The sequence below is a fragment of the Allobosea sp. FBZP-16 genome, from assembly GCF_002831785.1.
GTDB lineage: Bacteria > Pseudomonadota > Alphaproteobacteria > Rhizobiales > Beijerinckiaceae > Allobosea > Allobosea lupini.
The window spans coordinates 365,158-381,205 of the sequence record NZ_LNCQ01000032.1 but is presented as its reverse complement, the minus strand read 5'-3'; the positions used below and the strand labels follow the sequence as shown (position 1 = coordinate 381,205).

At 67.9% G+C, this 16,048-nt stretch carries 15 protein-coding genes; 11 read left to right on the top strand and 4 right to left on the bottom strand.

Going from position 1 to position 16,048, the window contains the following annotated elements:
- Positions 1–5: 5 nt before the first annotated feature.
- Positions 6–1,283 carry an ABC transporter substrate-binding protein gene (locus tag CXY91_RS18530; protein WP_100962689.1) on the bottom strand — a complete coding sequence of 426 codons (1,278 nt, stop codon included), beginning with the start codon at positions 1,281–1,283 and terminating at the stop codon, positions 6–8.
- Between the two features lie 257 nt (positions 1,284–1,540).
- Here CXY91_RS18530 and CXY91_RS18525 point away from each other — a divergent pair, with 257 nt between their 5' ends.
- From CXY91_RS18525 to CXY91_RS18515, 3 genes are all read left to right on the top strand, one after another.
- Positions 1,541–2,578 (top strand): LacI family DNA-binding transcriptional regulator, encoded by a 1,038-nt coding sequence (locus tag CXY91_RS18525; protein ID WP_100962688.1) that lies wholly within the window; start codon positions 1,541–1,543, stop codon positions 2,576–2,578.
- Positions 2,575–2,955, top strand: coding sequence for a cupin domain-containing protein (locus CXY91_RS18520; RefSeq protein WP_100962687.1), 381 nt, complete (start codon positions 2,575–2,577; stop codon positions 2,953–2,955). Before CXY91_RS18525 ends, CXY91_RS18520 begins: the two co-directional genes overlap by 4 nt.
- 86 nt (positions 2,956–3,041) lie before the next feature.
- A complete protein-coding gene (locus tag CXY91_RS18515; RefSeq protein ID WP_100962686.1) occupies positions 3,042–4,313 on the top strand; it encodes an NAD(P)/FAD-dependent oxidoreductase in 1,272 nt (423 codons plus the stop codon).
- 6 nt (positions 4,314–4,319) lie between these two features.
- Here CXY91_RS18515 and pgi read toward each other — a convergent pair whose 3' ends face one another.
- From pgi to CXY91_RS18500, 3 genes are all read right to left on the bottom strand, one after another.
- Positions 4,320–5,948, bottom strand: coding sequence for a glucose-6-phosphate isomerase (pgi, locus tag CXY91_RS18510; protein ID WP_100962685.1), 1,629 nt, complete (start codon positions 5,946–5,948; stop codon positions 4,320–4,322).
- Between the two features lie 110 nt (positions 5,949–6,058).
- On the bottom strand, positions 6,059–7,012 hold the full coding sequence (locus tag CXY91_RS18505; RefSeq protein ID WP_100962684.1) for a carbohydrate kinase family protein: 954 nt from the start codon (positions 7,010–7,012) through the stop codon (positions 6,059–6,061).
- Complete coding sequence (locus CXY91_RS18500; RefSeq protein WP_100962683.1) at positions 7,009–7,818, bottom strand: IclR family transcriptional regulator; 810 nt, start codon at positions 7,816–7,818, stop codon at positions 7,009–7,011. The genes CXY91_RS18505 and CXY91_RS18500 overlap by 4 nt, the downstream gene beginning before the upstream one ends.
- Positions 7,819–7,997: 179 nt before the next feature.
- Between CXY91_RS18500 and CXY91_RS18495 the strand changes: the two genes are divergently transcribed.
- The 8 genes from CXY91_RS18495 (at position 7,998) to CXY91_RS30280 (ending at position 16,027) form a co-directional block, all read left to right on the top strand.
- A complete protein-coding gene (locus CXY91_RS18495; protein WP_100962682.1) occupies positions 7,998–9,053 on the top strand; it encodes an ABC transporter ATP-binding protein in 1,056 nt (351 codons plus the stop codon).
- On the top strand, positions 9,050–9,907 hold the full coding sequence (locus CXY91_RS18490; RefSeq protein WP_100962681.1) for an ABC transporter permease: 858 nt from the start codon (positions 9,050–9,052) through the stop codon (positions 9,905–9,907). Before CXY91_RS18495 ends, CXY91_RS18490 begins: the two co-directional genes overlap by 4 nt.
- 5 nt (positions 9,908–9,912) lie before the next feature.
- Positions 9,913–10,707, top strand: coding sequence for an ABC transporter permease (locus CXY91_RS18485; protein WP_100962761.1), 795 nt, complete (start codon positions 9,913–9,915; stop codon positions 10,705–10,707).
- A gap of 1 nt (position 10,708) precedes the next feature.
- The gene (locus CXY91_RS18480) at positions 10,709–10,999 is read left to right on the top strand and encodes a (2Fe-2S)-binding protein (RefSeq protein ID WP_100962680.1); all 291 of its coding nucleotides are present in this window, start codon (positions 10,709–10,711) and stop codon (positions 10,997–10,999) included.
- A complete protein-coding gene (locus tag CXY91_RS18475; RefSeq protein ID WP_100962679.1) occupies positions 10,996–12,396 on the top strand; it encodes an FAD/NAD(P)-dependent oxidoreductase in 1,401 nt (466 codons plus the stop codon). Before CXY91_RS18480 ends, CXY91_RS18475 begins: the two co-directional genes overlap by 4 nt.
- On the top strand, positions 12,393–13,583 hold the full coding sequence (locus CXY91_RS18470; protein WP_100962678.1) for an NAD(P)/FAD-dependent oxidoreductase: 1,191 nt from the start codon (positions 12,393–12,395) through the stop codon (positions 13,581–13,583). The genes CXY91_RS18475 and CXY91_RS18470 overlap by 4 nt, the downstream gene beginning before the upstream one ends.
- Entirely contained in the window at positions 13,580–14,632 is a 1,053-nt protein-coding gene (locus tag CXY91_RS18465; protein ID WP_100962677.1) for a polyamine ABC transporter substrate-binding protein, read from the top strand. The genes CXY91_RS18470 and CXY91_RS18465 overlap by 4 nt, the downstream gene beginning before the upstream one ends.
- Positions 14,633–14,806: 174 nt before the next feature.
- The gene (locus CXY91_RS30280; RefSeq protein WP_158673483.1) at positions 14,807–16,027 is read left to right on the top strand and encodes an HD-GYP domain-containing protein; all 1,221 of its coding nucleotides are present in this window, start codon (positions 14,807–14,809) and stop codon (positions 16,025–16,027) included.
- Positions 16,028–16,048 lie beyond the last annotated feature (21 nt).

The window sequence follows — 16,048 nt, the reverse complement described above, 5'->3', positions numbered from 1 at the left end:
CCGCCTTACTTCTTGCGCTCGGCGATCTGCTGGGCGATGTCGGATTCCATCCGCTTATAGGCCTCTTCGAGGCTGCCCTCGCCCGAGATCGCCTGGCCGAGCCGGCTGATCACCGCGTTGAAGATGACGCGGTTGCTCGTATAGCCCTGCAATTGATAGGCGACCGGCGAAAGCTGCGCGACCTGGTCCGAGAAGACCTTGAGCGCCGCCTTGGCCGGCGCGCTCGCGCCCTGATAGTCGAGGCCCTTGGCGGCGATGCCGAGATGGCCGGGCACGAACAGCGAGCGGGCGTAAAACTCGCTCAGCACCGGCTCGCTGGCGAGGTAATCCATCACCTTGGCGACGGCTTCCGGGCTCTTGGTCGTCTTGATCGCGACGAGACCGGCCCCGCCCGGCATGCCCGAGCAATTGCCGGCGCCACAGGGCGAGGGAACCGCGATCCAGTCGAAGGCGTCGCCCACCGTCTTGTCGAACTGGGCGATCTGCCAGGAGCCCGACTGGTACATCACGACCTGGGCGTTCTTGAACTCGTCATTGGCGCCGCGATAGGCGGTGCCGGAGACCGAGCCCCAGAGCTCCTTCTTCATCACGCCGTTGTTGTGCCAGTCATAGACCAGCTTGGCGCCGCGCTTGAAACCGTCGTCGATGACAGCCGGCTCGCCCTTGGCGTCGAAGACCTTGGCGCCCTCGGAGACCGCGACCGAGAAGAAGCGGTGGCCGGAGCGGTCCATCGCCAGCGGGAACGGCGCCTGGACCTTGGCCGCTACGTCCTTGACCGCCTTGCCCCACTCCTCCCAGGTCGCCTTGGCTGATGGCATGGCGATGCCGGCCTGCTCGAACAGCGTCTTGTTGACGAAGGGGCCGGTGACGGTGAGCTGCGTCATGAAGCCGGTGATGGCCTTGGTGTCCCCCTCGGGGCGCATCCAGGGCAGGAACGGCCCGAAATTCTTTTCCCAGTAGGCCGCGTCCTTGAGGTGCGGGCGCAGGTCGAGCGCATAGCGGGCGATGCCGCCGAGATCGACGACGCGGGCGATGTCGGGGCCCTGGCCCGAGGCAAGCTGGACGGGAAGGTTCTCGGTGATGGCCTTGTAGGGCACCTGGTCGAGCACGACCTTGATGTCCTTGTTCTGGGCCTCGAAGCGCTTGAGCAGGTCGGTGATGACCTCGCCCTCATTGCCGTCGGAATACCAGGCGATGCGCACCGTGGTCTGGGCCTGCGCGAAACCGCCGATGACGAGGCCGGCCGTCAAGGCGAGTGCCGAAATCCAATGCTTGCTGTGCATGAGCGTTCCATCCCCGCTGAACCGGCGCCTCGATGAGCACCTTGACAATCATTTAGGCAAACGTTTGCCTAGCTTGTCAATCCCGAAGTGAGCCGGCATCTGTTGAAGGCCGACTCGCTGGAGCCGGATCCGACCAGGCTGTTCCAGCCTGGTCGGTGAATCCGTCCCCAACTTGGGATGGAGAACGCGTGATCCAGCCAAATCGGCGACCGATTTGGCTGGCGCGTGCTCCGGCGAGCAGCGGGGATGGGAGCGCGATGAAGACCAGGGCCGCCAGGGCACATCACGGTTCGGTATCCCTCACCACCGTCGCGGAGGATACCGGCGTCTCGATCTCGACGGTGTCGCGCATCGTCAACGGCGAGAGCGGGCGGGCCTCGCCCGAGACGGTGGCGCGCGTCGAGGAGGCAATCGCGCGCCTGGGCTATCGGCCGAACCCGGTCGGCCGGGCGCTGCGCCAGCGCGCCAGCCGGGTCGTGGCGATGCTCTCGCCGAATCTCGACAACCCGGCCATGGCGGCGATCGCGGTCTCGACAGAGGCTGCGCTGCGCGCCGCCGGCTACGTCATGATCCTCTGCGACACGCATGACCGCGCCGAATTGCAGGACGACTATCTCCAGGCGATGCGCGAGCAGTTCGTAGCCGGCTATGTGATGGTCAGCGCGGTGCGCAGCCGCGGGCTGGAAGAGACACTGCGGCGCGGCGACCCGATGGTCTTCGTCGCCCGCCACAACCCGCTCGGCGGCGGCGCCTATGTCGGCATCGACAACCGAGCCGCAGGAGCCGATGCCGCCGACTTCATGCTGGCGCGCGGCATCGAGCGCCCGGCCGTGCTGATGGCGGCCCAGAACGTCTCGAGCACGCAGGAGCGCGCCTCCGGCTTCATCGATCGGCTCGTCGCACACGGTATACCGGACAACGCGATCCGCCGCGCCAGCGGCCCCGGCCTGTCGCATATCGAGATCGGCTATGCCGCCGCGAAGGCGCTGGTCGAGGACGGCGGCTGGCCGGAAGGCGCGCTCTGCGTCAGCGACATGATCGCCTATGGCGCCTATCGGCTGGCGATCGAGAGCAATGTGCAGATCCCGCAGCGCTGCATGCTGGTAGGGGTGGACGGCAATGCGCTCAACCACTGGATCGCCCCCTGGCTGACCTCGATCCGCATCCCCTATGAGAGCTTCGGCGGGCATGTCGTCGCCCAGCTGGAATCGCTCTGGAGCGGTGAACCGACGTCGGAGGTCCGCATCCCGCATGAGCCGCCGATGGTCGGGCTCGCACAGAAGGCAACGGCATGACCCCGCTCGACCACGAGACCCAGCCGCTCGAGCAATGGCGCGAGGGCGTGATGACGCTGATGCGGGTCTCGGCGCTGGTGCGCTCGGCCCAGCTTTGCATCTTCGAGCAGTTCTGCGATCCCGGTCTCGGCGCTCCCCTCCATCTCCACGCCGTCGAGGAGGTGCTGGAAGTGATGCACGGCGAAGCCGAGGTCACGCTGCGCGGCGAGAGCCTGATCCTGCGTGCCAACCAGTCCATCGTGATCCCGGCCGGCGCCAGGCACGGCTTCCGCAATATCGGGAGCGGCATCCTCAAGGTCCGCGCCACGCTCGCCGCCCCGATCTTCGAAGCGAGCTATGACGACCGCGCCGAGCAGTCGCGACGCTGGATTCCCTGAAACGGACAGGTGCGAAGAGCCAACTACAGCCCCGGCCCTGCAGTCATGCTACAAAACCCTTGTCCTGCCGCAACGAGGGATGGCCGATGAGCGGACCGCATCATGTCGTGGTGATCGGCGGCGGCTTCGCCGGATTGGAGACCGTGCATCGTCTCGCCGGCGCCGACGTGCGCATCACCATCGTCGACCGGCGCAACCATCACCTCTTCCAGCCCCTGCTCTACCAGGTCGCCACCGCCTCGCTGGCCACCTCCGAGATCGCCTGGCCGATCCGGCATCTGTTCCGGCGCCGTGACGACGTCACCACGCTGCTAGCCGAGATCACCGGCATCGACACCGTGAGGCGCGAGGTCGCGCTCTCGACCGGCGAGATCCTGCCTTACGACACGCTCGTCGTCGCCACCGGCGCGACCCATGCCTATTTCGGCCATGACGACTGGGAGCCCTACGCACCTGGCCTGAAGACGCTCGAGGACGCGACGACGATCCGCCGCCGCATCCTCACCGCCTTCGAGCATGCCGAGGCGCAGGCCGATCCGGAACGTCGCGCGGCACATCTGACCTTCGTCGTCATCGGCGCCGGCCCGACCGGCGTCGAGCTCGCCGGCACGATTGCCGAATTGGCGCGGGCCACCCTGCCGGAGGAGTTCCGCCGGATCGACACCCGCACAACCCGGGTCGTGCTGGTCGAGGCCGGCCCGCGCATCCTGCCCAGCTTCGATGCCGATCTTGCAGACTATGCGCATCGCGAATTGCAGCGCACCGGCGTCGAGGCCCGCCCCGGCGCGCGGGTGACCGCCTGCACGCCAGACGGCGTCGTGATCGGCGCGGAGCACCTGCCGGCAGCGACCGTCATCTGGGCCGCCGGCGTGCGCGCCTCGCCGGCCGGCGCCTGGCTGGGTGCCCGCACCGACCGCGCCGGCCGCGTCGAGGTCGAGCCCGATCTCAGCGTGCCGGGCCATCCCGAGATCTTCGTGATCGGCGACACCGCCAGCGTCATGGACCAGGACGGCAAGCCGGTGCCCGGCATCGCGCCGGCTGCCAAGCAGCAGGGCCGCCATGTCGCTGCGACGATCAAGCGCCGGCTCGCCGGCGACAAGGCGCCGCGACCCTTCGCCTACAGCCATGCCGGCAGCCTTGCGACCGTCGGCAAGCGCGTCGCCATCATCGATTTCGGCCGGGTCAAGCTGAAGGGCTGGCTCGCCTGGTGGCTCTGGGGCCTGGCGCACATCTACTTCCTGATCGGCGTGCGCAACCGGCTCAGCGTCGCGCTGAGCTGGCTCTGGATCCACGCCCGAGACCAGCGCAGCGCCAGGCTGATCACCCAGCGCGACGTAAAGCGCGATGAACGCGGCTGATGGTGCTCAACGCCTGGTCAGATAGCGCGCCAGCCCCGCCGTCGAGGCGTCATGCGCCTCGGCCGGCGCCTTGCCTTCGATCACAGGCAGCAGCGCCGTCGCCAGCTCCTTGCCGAGCTCAACGCCCCATTGGTCGAAGGCGTTGATGTCGAACACCGCCGCCTCGACGAAGACGCGGTGCTCATAGAGCGCGATCAGCCGCCCGAGCGTGAACGGGTCGAGCTTGCGATAGGCGATGGTCACGCTCGGCCGGTTGCCGGGGAAGACCTTGTGCGGCGCGAGCTGCTCGACCGCCTCCGGCGACAGCCCCTGCTTTGCGAGTTGCGCTCTCGCCTCCTCCAGCGTGCGGCCCTTCATCATCGCTTCGCTCTGGGCAAGGCAATTGGCGAGCAGCAGGCGGTGCTGATGGGCAAGTTCCGGCTCGTGCCCCTCGGCCGCGACGAGGAACTCGCAGGGGACGATGTCGGTGCCCTGGTGCAGCAACTGGAAGAAGGCGTGCTGGCCGTTGGTGCCGGGCTCGCCCCAGACCAGCGGCCCGGTCGGCCGCGTCACCGCCCCGCCCGCCTTGTGCACGCGCTTGCCGTTCGACTCCATGTCGAGCTGCTGCAGATAGGCCGGCAGCCTTGCGAGGCGCTGGTCGTAAGGCAGGACCGCGCGGGCCGGGTAGCCGCAGGTCTCGCGATGCCAGAGCCCGATCAGGCCGAACAGCACCGGCAGGTTCTGCGCCAGCGGCGCGGTGCGGAAATGCTCGTCCATCGCATGCCCACCGGCGAGGAAGGCACGAAAGTTCTCGGGCCCGATCGCGATCATCACCGGTAGGCCGATCGCCGACCAGACCGAATAGCGCCCGCCGACCCAGTCCCAGAAGCCGAAGATCCGCTCCGGCTGGATGCCGAAGGCTGCGACCTTGTCGAGCGCGGTCGAGACAGCGGCGAAATGCCTGGCCACGGCGTCTTCGCCGAGCGCCTCTGCGATCCAGCGCCGCGCCGTCGCGGCATTGGTCATGGTCTCGATCGTGGTGAAGGTTTTTGATGCCACGATCACCAGCGTTCGGGCTGGATCGAGCTTCGCCAGTGTGTCGGCGATATGGGCGCCGTCGACATTGGAGACGTAATGCAGGCGCGGCCCGTCATGGTAGGGCGCCAGCGCCAGCGTCGCCATCACCGGCCCGAGATCGGAACCACCGATGCCGATATTGACGACATCGGTGAAGCGCTCGCCATCGGCAGCCGCGATCTTGCCGCTGCGGATACCATCGGCGAAGGCGGACATCCGCTCCAGAACGGCGTTCACCTCTGGCATGACGTCGACGCCATCGACCATGACCGGTTTTCCGGACTGGTTGCGCAGCGCTGTGTGCAGCACGGCCCGCCCTTCCGTCGTGTTGATCGGCTCGCCGGCGAACATCGCGTCGCGCTTGGCTTCGACATCGGCCGCCTTTGCGAGCGCCAGCAGCAGCTCGATCGTCTCGGCCGTCACCGCCGTCTTGGAATAGTCGAGCAGGAGGTCTTCGAGCCGGGCCGACAAGGTCTGGAAGCGATTGATGTCGGCGGCAAAGAGCTCGCGCAGATGCTGCGAGACGGTTCGAGTGCGATGCGCGGCAAGATCCGCCCAGGCCTTCTCCAGCACGATCATTCTCCGTGGCGATTGCGACCGGCCGCCGCAGCGACAATTCGAAGTAGCATATCGATGGCGGCAAGGTCACGGCAGGAGCCGGGCAGGACGGATATGCAGAGGGAGGATCGTCAGCCCGAACGGGCGAGCTGCGCTTCCAGCTCTACCGCTTTCGGCAGATCGGCGCCGCGGCGACCGACCGTGATGGACGCAGCAGTCGCGGCGTAGTTCAGCAGATCGCCCAATATTGCCAGGTCGAGCCCGGCGACACCTTCGATGCTCAATCGATCCGTTTGCGACAGCCGCCCCAGCAAGGCGGCATGGAAACTGTCGCCGGCGCCGACAGTATCGCGGACGCTGACCATTTTGGCCGGCACCTCGACGCTTCCCCCGGCGCAGAAGCCGATCGCGCCATCCGCGCCGCGCGTGATCGCCACCAGCTTCGCGCCGAGCCCCAGCCAATAGGCGGCAGCCTCCTGCAGCGACAGCTTCCCGCCCCAGGCGATGCGGACATCCTCCTCGCTCGCCTTGATGATCGTCGCGGTGCGGTAGAAGCGCTCGGCAGCGCGCGCCCACAACGCCATGTCCGGCACCACGCTCGGTCGCAGGTTCGGATCGACGCTGATCACGAGCCGGCCATGCTCGCGCGCGGCCAGCGAAGCCAGCGTCGCACCGGTCGGCTCGACCACCATGCTGTAGGAACCGAAGGTCAGCGCCCGTATCTCAGGCGGCAATGCGGACGGCAGATCGGCCGGCATCAGGAAACGGTCGGCCGCGCCCTCGCCGTGAAAACCGTAGCTGGGCTGCCCGTCCGTCCCTGTCGTGACGGCCGATATCGTCGAGAGCCGGTCGGTGCGGACGATGAAGCGGGGATCGACGCCTTCCTGCCTCAGCCGCCCCGCCAGCATCGCGCCGATGCCGTCGCGGGAAATCGCACCTAGGAAGCCGGCGGGCACGCCCAGCCGCGCCAGCCCGATCGCGACATTGAAGGGCGAACCGCCGGCCACGGCGCGCCCGGCCATTTCGGCTCCCTCGGGCGGATCGAGGAAGAGATCGACCAGCGCCTCGCCGCAGACCAGGATCATGCCACCGCGCTCAGGCTGCGCGAGGGGTGGCGAAGCGCCGTGTCGAACGGGTTGAGCATCGCGCCCAAGGTCGCTGCCTCCGCCTTGAGGATGGCGACGACGCCGGGCAGTCGCTCGGGCCGCAAGCGATCCGCCAACGTGCCGACGCTGAGGGCCGCGACGGCGCGCCCCTGCGCATCGAAAACCGGCACGCCGAGACCTGCCATCCCCGGGATCAGCCCGGTGTTGAGATTGACCCAGCCTTGCGCGCGTGCCTTCTCCAGTTCGACGCGCAGCGCCGCCTCGTCGAGGAAGCCGCGATCCAGCAGGCGCGGCACGTTGAAGCGGATCACCGCTTCGCGCTCGGCCTTGGGCAGATGGGCGAGGATGGCAAGGCTCCCCTGCCCCAGCCCGAGCGGCACCTTGCCGCCGATGTCGCCGGTGAAGGAGCGGATCGGGAACGGCCCCTCGATCCGGTCGAGACAGACGGCTTCATAGCCGTTGCGCACCAGCAGGAAGATCGTGTCGGTCAGCGTCGCCGAGAGGCGCAGCAGCACCGGCTTGGCGAGATCGCGCAGGCCGTCGGCATGGCCGGCCCGGGCCGCCAGCACGAAAAAGTCGAGCGCCAGCCGGTAGCGCTTGCCGATCTGCTCGACGAAGCCTTCGGCGGCGAGGTCCTGCAGGGCGCGATGCGCGGTCGGCTGGCTGCAGCCAGCCTGCTCGGCGAGATCCTTCAGACGGATGCCGCCGGCATCCGCCGCCCCGACCAGGCGCAGCAGGCCGAGGGCGCGTCGTAGGCTGGAAAGGGGCTCGGCGGAATCAGTCATTCACCCACGCTAATCATTCCAGCACATGCTCGCAATAAATTTCATATACAGGAATTCATAAGATAAAAATTCTCTCATATGGAATTATGCGTTGACGAAATTCCACCGCTCCGGCTTCTGGAACGCATGAGGGCAAAAGACCCCGATGAGTGGGCGGGGCAAGCCGAGCGGGAGAGGTCATGGGCTTCCTGACGCTGGACAAGCTGAGCAAGGTCTACGGCGATTTCGCCGCAGCGCGCGACATCGATCTCAGCGTCGCCAAGGGCGAGTTCGTCTCGCTGCTCGGTCCCTCCGGCTGCGGCAAGACCACGACGCTGCAGATGATCGCCGGGCTGGTCGAGCCGACCACCGGCACGATCATGCTGGACGGCCGCGACATCACCCGCGAGACCCCGAACAAGCGCGGCCTCGGCATCGTCTTCCAGAGCTATGCGCTGTTCCCGCACATGACGGTGGCCGAGAATGTCGCCTTCGGCCTGGAGATGCGCAAGGTCGCCAAGGCCGAGCGCGACGAGCGCGTTGCGACCATGCTCGGCCTGGTCCATCTCGGCGGCTTTTCCGAGCGCTATCCGCGCCAGCTCTCCGGCGGCCAGCGCCAGCGCGTCGCCATCGCCCGCGCCCTCGTCATCCAGCCGCCGGTGCTGCTGCTCGACGAGCCGCTGTCCAATCTCGACGCCAAATTGCGCGAGGAGATGCAGTTCGAATTGCGCCGCATCCAGCAGCGCGTCGGCACCACCACGATCATGGTGACGCACGACCAGGCCGAGGCGCTCTCGATCAGCGACCGCGTCGTGGTGATGGAGCAGGGCCGGATGACGCAGGTCGACGCGCCCTACAGGCTCTACGAGAACCCGGCGACGCCGTTCATCTCCACCTTCGTCGGCAAGATGAACCGGCTGGAAGGCGTCTGGCGCAAGGGCGCGGCGGAGGTTGCCGGCATCGCCATGCCGGCTGAGGCCAGCGGTCTTCAGGAAGGACAGGTGATCGCGCTCTCGATTCGGCCGGAGAAGATCGCGCTGAAGCCGCCAGGGCAAGGCCGGCTCGACGGCACCATCGCAAACCGCTTCTTCCTCGGTGGCTCCTGGCTGTTCACGGTCGAGACGCCGGCGGGTGCCATCCTGGTCTCGGCGCCGAACGACGGCGAGGAGCCGGCCCGCGAAGGCGCCAGGGTCGCGCTCGACTGGGCTCCGGCCAGCCTGCGCATCGAGCCGCTCGCGCAGGGAGCGGCGGCATGAGTGTCGGGCGCTCAGCGGCGACACCGTTCTGGCTCGCCGGGCCGGGCGCGCTGGTCTTCCTCGGGCTCATCGTCCTGCCGCTCGTACTGACGATGATCCTGTCCTTCCACGCCTATGACCACACCACCGGCATCAAGAACGAGTTCACCCTCGCCCACTACGCGGCCGTATTCTCGGACGACTACTATCTCGGCATCTTCTGGCGCACGCTCCGCCTCGCCGCGCTGACCACGCTGATCTGCGCCGTCATCGGCGCGCCCGAGGCCTATATCCTGTCGCGGATGCGCGATCCCTGGCGCTCGGTCTTCCTCCTGGTGATCATCGGGCCGCTCTTGGTCTCGGTGGTCGTCCGCGCTTTCGGCTGGAGCATGCTGCTGGGCTCGACCGGACTCGTGAACCAGTCCCTGCAGGGGCTCGGCTTCGAAAGCGTGCGCCTGCTCTATACCGAGACCGCGATCGTGATCGCGCTCGTCCACGTCATGCTGCCTTTCATGGTGATCCCGGTCTGGACCGCGCTGCAGAAGCTCGATCCGATGGTCGAGGCCGCCGCCTGGAGCCTGGGCGCCTCCCACTTCACCGCGCTGCGCCGGGTCGTGCTGCCGCAGGTCTCGCTCGGCATGCTGTCGGGCAGCCTGATCGTCTTCGGCCTTTCGGCCTCGGCTTTCGCCATCCCCGGCCTGCTCGGCGGGCGCCGGCTCAAGATGGCTGCGACGCTGGTCTATGACGAATACATGCACGAACTGAACTGGCCGCTCGGCGCGACGATCGCGATCATCGTCCTCGCCGCCAATCTCGTGATCATGCTGGCCTATAACCGCGTCATCGAGACGCGCGCCCGCAAGGCTTTGGGGTGATCCCGATGCAGAAGAACGGCCCCGTCGCGCTCCTCTTCCACACCCTCGTCGTCTCCTTCGTGCTGGCGCCGCTGGTGGTGATCTGCCTTGTCGCCTTCACGCCGGAGAACACGCTCTCGATCCCGACCACCAGCTTCTCGCTGCGCTGGTTCAGGGCGATCTTCGAGCATCCTGACTTCGTCGCCTCCTTCGTCAACAGCCTCTGGCTGGCGACGCTCGCCGCGACACTCTCGGTCGCGATCTCGGTGCCGGCGGCGCTCGCCATCGACCGCTACGACTTTCCCGGCCGCAATGCACTGAACGCCCTTTTCCTCTCGCCGCTGATCATCCCGCATCTCGTGCTCGGCGTCGCCTTCCTGCGGCTCTTCGCGCTGATCGGCGCGACCGGCAGCTTCGCCTGGCTTGTCGCCTGCCATGTCGTGGTGATCACACCCTATGTGCTGCGCCTCGTGATGGCTGCCTTCACCGGGCTCGACCGCTCGGCCGAGCAGGCGGCGATGACGCTGGGGGCCTCGCACTGGACGGTGTTTCGTCGCGTCACCGCGCCGATGATCCTGCCGGGCATCACCGGCGGCTGGCTGCTCGCCTTCATCAACAGCTTCGACGAACTCACCATGTCGATCTTCGTGACCTCGCCGCAGACCGTGACGCTGCCGGTGCGGATGTACATGTACGCGACCGAATCGATCGATCCGATGATGGCCGCCGTCTCGGCGCTGATGATCGCGCTCACCGCAGTCGCCATGCTGGTGCTCGACCGCGCCTTCGGCCTCGACAAGATTCTCGTCGGGCAGAAGTGACATGCCGCTCCTGCACCGCCTCGTCCGCACCGACCATCCGGCCATCGCCTTCACCCTCGACGGCGAGCCTTGCGAGGGCCGCGCCGGCGACACCGTGCTGACAGCGATCCTGACCCAGGCCGAGCGCCTGCGCCTCTCCGAGTTCTCGGCCTCGCCGCGCGCAGGCTTCTGCCAGATGGGCGCCTGCCAGGATTGCTGGGTCGTGCTCGAGAGCGGCGAGCGCCTGCGCGCCTGCTCGACCGCGCTGACCGCCGGCATGCGCATCCTCACCCGCCGCGCGAGGACGGCATGAGCGGGCAACCGCCCAGCGAGCGCCCGCAGCCGCTGATCGTCGGCGCCGGGCCGGCCGGCATCCGGGCCGCTGAGGCGCTGGTCAAGGCCGGCCTGCGTCCGCTCGTGGTCGACGAGGCACCCGCTTGCGGCGGCCAGATCTATCGCCAGCGCCTGGTGCCGGACGGACGCTCCACCCGCGACCTCTACGGCTCGGAAGCGGCGAAGGCCGAGGCGCTTCATCGCGACTTCGCCGCGCTCGACGGCAAGCTCGACTACTGGCCGCAGGCGCTGCTCTGGAACCTCCGCAACGGCGGGGCCGACATCATGGTCGAGGGCACGAGCCGGCAGGTCGCCTATGACGGCCTGATCCTCGCGACCGGCGCGACCGACCGCATCCTGCCGATCCCCGGCTGGACCTTGCCGGGGGTCTTCACTTTGGGCGGCGCCCAGATCGCGCTGAAGAGCCAGGGCTGCGCCATCGGCTCGAGAATCGTCTTCCTCGGCTCCGGGCCGCTGCTCTATCTCGTCGCCTGGCAGTACATGAAGGCCGGCGCCAAGGTCGCGGCCGTGCTCGACACCGCGCCTTTCGCCGCAAAGTTCAACCTGTTGCGCGGATTGCCGCTCTTCCCGGGCATCGTGCTGCGCGGCATGCGGATGACCGCAGCGCTGAAGCTGGGCGGCGTCGGCCTGCATTACGACGTCGGCGATGTCCGCATCGAGGGCAAGAATGCGGTCGAAGCGATCGCCTGGCGCCAGGACGGGATGGAGCATCGCCTCGCCTGCGACGGCATCGGCTACGGTCTTGCCCTGCGCTCCGAAACGCAAACAGCCGATCTCGCCGGCTGCCGCTTCGCCTTCAATCAGCGCGACCGCGCCGTCCTGCCCGAGCGCGACGCCGCCGGCCGCACCAGCGTGCCCGGCGTCTATCTCGCCGGCGACGGCGCCGGCATCGCCGGGGCGGATGCGGCCGAACGCGCCGGCGAACGGGCCGCGCTCGCTCTGCTGCAGGATCGCGGCCTGCCGCATGACGCCACCCGCGCCGCGACTCTGGAGACGGAGCTCGCCCGAATCGGCCGCTTCCGCGACGTGCTGGAAGCCGCCTTCCCCTTCCCGGTGCATTGGGCGCGGGAGATCGCCGACACCACCATTCTCTGCCGCTGCGAGGAGGTCTCTGCCGGAGATATCCGCGCCGCCACCAGCCAATTCGGCGTGCACGAGCTCAACCGGCTGAAGGCTGTCAGCCGCGTCGGCATGGGCCGCTGCCAGGGGCGCATCTGCGGCGCCGCCGCCGCCGAATTGCTGGCGCATGAAACAGGCCGCGGCATCGAGGCCGTCGGCCGCCTGCGCGGCCAGGCACCGGTCAAGCCGGTGCCGCTGACGCTCGCGCTCGCGGCTGAGCAGGAGGCGGCGGAATGAGCCGGCGCCTGTCCGTCGACGTCGCGATCATCGGCGGCGGCCTCGTCGGCTCCTCGGCCGCGCTGGCGCTGCGCGGCATGGGCTTTTCCGTCGCCTTGCTCGACAAGGGTTGTTGCGGTGCGCAGGCCTCCGGCGTGAACTATGGCGGCGTGCGCCGCCAGGGCCGGCCGCTCGAGCAATTGTTGCTGTCGCAGCGGGCGCATGCGATCTGGCCGCGGCTCAAGGCGCTGATCGGCATCGACGGCGAGTTCGTGCGCTCCGGCCATCTCAAGCTCGCTCGCGGCGAAGCCGACATGGCCGCGCTCGAAGCCTATGCGCACGCCGTCGCGGAGCAGGGCCTCGACCTCGAGCTGATCGGCCATAACGGCCTGCGCGAGCGCTTCGGCTGGATCGGCGACGGCGTCGTCGGTGCTTCGTTCTGTGCAGGCGACGGCCATGCCAATCCGCGCCTGGTCTCGACCGGCTTCGCCGCTGCGGCGCGCCGGGCCGGCGTCGAGGTGCTGGAGAACACGGCGGTCGAGGACGTAACCCGCGATGGCGAGGGCTTCGCGCTCGAGGCCGCGAACAACCTGTCGCTGCGCGCCCGCTTCGTCATCAACAGCGCCGGTGCCTGGGCCGGTCCCTTCGCCGAAAGCTTCGGCGAGCCGGTGCCGCTCTCGCGCATCTACCCCTCCATGATCGTCACCGAGCCGATGGACCAGGTGATGTCGGTCAATATCGGCATGGAGGGCGGCGGCATCTATGCCCGCCAGGTCGAGCGCGGCAATGTCGTGGTCGGCGGCGAGCGCGCCTTGCCGCTGGCTGATGCCGATTTCTCGCGACCGCGCGGCGATGGCGCGATCGCGATCATGAACAACGCCGCCGCGCTGTTCCCCGGCCTGCGCCATGCCCAGGCGATCCGCTTCTGGAGCGGGACCGAAGGCGCCATGCCCGACAGGAACCCGGTGATCGGTCCGAGCGGGACGACGTCCGGCCTGATCCACGCCTTCGGCTTCACCGGCGCCGGCTTCCAGATCGCTCCGGGGGTCGGCGAAGTGCTCGCCGAACTCGTCCGAGACGGCGAGACGCAGACCCCGATCGCGGCCTTCTCGATCGGCCGGTTCAAGCAGGATTCCGCCCGCACCGACGCTGGCTCGGGTGCGGGGCAAAACCAAGAGCCGCACAACGCAGGGGAGTTGAGACCATGACCAGCTATCGCACCATCCTGGCAGCCGGCGTCGCCACTATCGCGTTCGCCGCGGCCGGCAGCGCCTTCGCCCAGTCGAAGACGCTCTATGTCGGCATGAACGGCGGTAATTTCGAGAAGACCTTTACCCAGGCCGTCTTCCCGGACTTCGAGAAGGCCAACGACGTCAAGGTCGTGGTCGTGCCCGGCACCTCCTCGGACATCCTCGCCAAGGCGACGGCTGCCAAGGACAAGCCGCAGATGCACGTCATGTTCCTCGATGACGGCGTCATGGTCCGCGCCATCGGCGCCGGCCTCTGCGAGAAGCTGAAGCCTGGCCCGGAGCTCGCCGACCTCACGCCCGGCTCGCGCATGAAGGACGACATGGCCGTCGGCATCGACCTCGGCATGACCGGCCTCGGCTACAACAAGAAGCTGTTCGACGAGAAGGGCTGGCCCGCACCGACCTCGTGGATGGACCTCGCCGATCCCAAGTACAAGGGCAAGGTCGTGTTCCAGTCGGCCTCGGCTTCCTCCTTCGGCCTGCATGCCTTCCTGATGTTCAACCGCATCCAGGGTGGCACCGAGGCCAATGTCGAGCCGGGCTTCAGCAAGTTCCGCGACACCATCGGCAAGAACGTCCTCGAATTCATCCCGAGCTCGGCCAAGATCGCCGAGATGGCCCAGACCGGCGAGGCCGCGATCTTCCCGCTGACGCCGACTGCCATCTCGACGCTGAAGGAGAAGGGCATCGGGGTCGAATACGCTCAGCCCAAGGAAGGCTCGGTCGTGCTGATGGTCGCCGAATGCGTCATCGCCAAGAACTCCGAGCCGGAGCTGGCACAGAAGCTCGCCGCCTATCTGCTCTCGCCCGAGGCTCAGTCCAAGGCGCTCGCCGCCGGCAACATCGTGCCCTCGAACACCATGGCCAAGGCTACGACACCCGAGGCCGAGAAGAAGCTCGAGGCCTTCCATGCCAACATGAAGAGTGCCGTCACCCTCGACTGGGACCAGATCAATGCCAAGCGGCCGGAATGGAACAGCCGCTGGAACAAGATGATCGAGCGCTGATCCGCGCCCATCTGCGAACGGCCCGCCGCAAGGGAAAGGCCCTGGCGGCTGGTTTCGTGCCATCAGATACTTTTAGACTGCACGCATTCCTTGCATTTTAAGGTTTGCCGTCCATGATTGCATCGAATTCGGTGCGGCCCTGCCTGCCCTGAAGCGAAGCGACATGGTGGTGGGATGACGCTGTCGGCCGCACTGGCCTCGCCAGCCCCGGGCGGGGATGAGCAGATCGAGGTGACGGCCAAGACCGGCCTCGAGGAACTGACGACGCGCCTCGCCAGGGCGCGCGGGGTCGAAGAGATCCTGCGGGTCGTCCGCGGCGGCGCCCGCAGGCTCGTCGGCGCCGACGGCATCAGCTTCGTCCTGCGCGAGGGCGACAAGTGCTTCTATGCCGACGAGGACGCGATCGGTCCGCTCTGGAAGGGCCAGCGTTTCCCGCTCGACCGCTGCATCTCCGGCTGGGCGATGCTGCATGGCGAGGCTGTCGTCATCGAGGACGTCTACGCCGACGATCGTATCCCGCACGCCGCCTACCGGCCGACCTTCGTGCAGAGCCTCGTCATGGTGCCCGTGCACGCCGACGATCCCGTCGCCGCGATCGGCGCCTATTGGGCGCGCCCGCACAAGCCGTCCGACGAAAGCGTCGAGATGCTCAAGCGCATCGCCAACAGCGCCGCCGTCGCGATGACCAATGTCGCGCTGTTCTCCTCGCTGAACGCCGCGCGCGAGGAGGCGGTGCGCGCCAAGGACGCGCTGATCCTCGCCATGGCCGCGCTCGCCGATACCCGCGACAACGAGACCGGCGACCATATCCGCCGCACCCAGCACTATGTCCGCGCGCTAGCCGAGGCGGCGCGTCGGCACGGTCTCTACCAACCCGAGCTCGACGCCGAGCTGATCGAGCTCATCTACAAATCGGCGCCGCTGCACGATATCGGCAAGGTCGGCATTTCCGACGCCATCCTGCGCAAGCCCGGCAAGCTCGATGCCGAGGAATTCGCGATCATGCGCACCCACGCCAGGCTTGGGCGCGACGCCATCGCCAATGCCGAGCGTTATTTCGGCGGCACCACAGGCTTCCTGACGATCGCCAAGGAGATGGCTTATTCCCATCACGAGCGTTGGGACGGCCAGGGCTATCCGGAAGGCCTGGCCGGCGAAGCGATACCGCTCTGCGGGCGGATCATGGCGATCGCCGACGTCTACGACGCCCTGGTGTCGGACCGCGTCTACAAAGCGGCGATCCCGCACGCCGAGGCGGTGAAGGTGATCGAAAGCGAGCGCGGGCGCCATTTCGATCCGGCGCTGGTCGATGTCTTCCTGGAGATCGCTCCGGTCTTCCAGGAGATCGGCGAGCAGTTCGGCAAGCCGGCCTGGGCCTGCCGGCAGCGCGCTTGACCGCTGTGTGGCCGGCGCCTC

What these genes read in the sequence shown, in the direction of transcription:
- CXY91_RS18530 (WP_100962689.1), bottom strand. Translation starts at nt 1,283, where the DNA reads ATGCACAGCAAGCATTGGATTTCGGCACTCGCCTTGACGGCCGGCCTC.
- CXY91_RS18500 (WP_100962683.1), bottom strand. Translation starts at nt 7,818, where the DNA reads ATGACTGATTCCGCCGAGCCCCTTTCCAGCCTACGACGCGCCCTCGGC.
- CXY91_RS18495 (WP_100962682.1), top strand. Translation starts at nt 7,998, where the DNA reads ATGGGCTTCCTGACGCTGGACAAGCTGAGCAAGGTCTACGGCGATTTC.
- CXY91_RS18465 (WP_100962677.1), top strand. Translation starts at nt 13,580, where the DNA reads ATGACCAGCTATCGCACCATCCTGGCAGCCGGCGTCGCCACTATCGCG.
- pgi (WP_100962685.1), bottom strand. Translation starts at nt 5,948, where the DNA reads ATGATCGTGCTGGAGAAGGCCTGGGCGGATCTTGCCGCGCATCGCACT.
- CXY91_RS18525 (WP_100962688.1), top strand. Translation starts at nt 1,541, where the DNA reads ATGAAGACCAGGGCCGCCAGGGCACATCACGGTTCGGTATCCCTCACC.
- CXY91_RS18475 (WP_100962679.1), top strand. Translation starts at nt 10,996, where the DNA reads ATGAGCGGGCAACCGCCCAGCGAGCGCCCGCAGCCGCTGATCGTCGGC.
- CXY91_RS18470 (WP_100962678.1), top strand. Translation starts at nt 12,393, where the DNA reads ATGAGCCGGCGCCTGTCCGTCGACGTCGCGATCATCGGCGGCGGCCTC.
- CXY91_RS18485 (WP_100962761.1), top strand. Translation starts at nt 9,913, where the DNA reads ATGCAGAAGAACGGCCCCGTCGCGCTCCTCTTCCACACCCTCGTCGTC.
- CXY91_RS18490 (WP_100962681.1), top strand. Translation starts at nt 9,050, where the DNA reads ATGAGTGTCGGGCGCTCAGCGGCGACACCGTTCTGGCTCGCCGGGCCG.
- CXY91_RS18480 (WP_100962680.1), top strand. Translation starts at nt 10,709, where the DNA reads ATGCCGCTCCTGCACCGCCTCGTCCGCACCGACCATCCGGCCATCGCC.
- CXY91_RS18505 (WP_100962684.1), bottom strand. Translation starts at nt 7,012, where the DNA reads ATGATCCTGGTCTGCGGCGAGGCGCTGGTCGATCTCTTCCTCGATCCG.
- CXY91_RS30280 (WP_158673483.1), top strand. Translation starts at nt 14,807, where the DNA reads ATGACGCTGTCGGCCGCACTGGCCTCGCCAGCCCCGGGCGGGGATGAG.
- CXY91_RS18520 (WP_100962687.1), top strand. Translation starts at nt 2,575, where the DNA reads ATGACCCCGCTCGACCACGAGACCCAGCCGCTCGAGCAATGGCGCGAG.
- CXY91_RS18515 (WP_100962686.1), top strand. Translation starts at nt 3,042, where the DNA reads ATGAGCGGACCGCATCATGTCGTGGTGATCGGCGGCGGCTTCGCCGGA.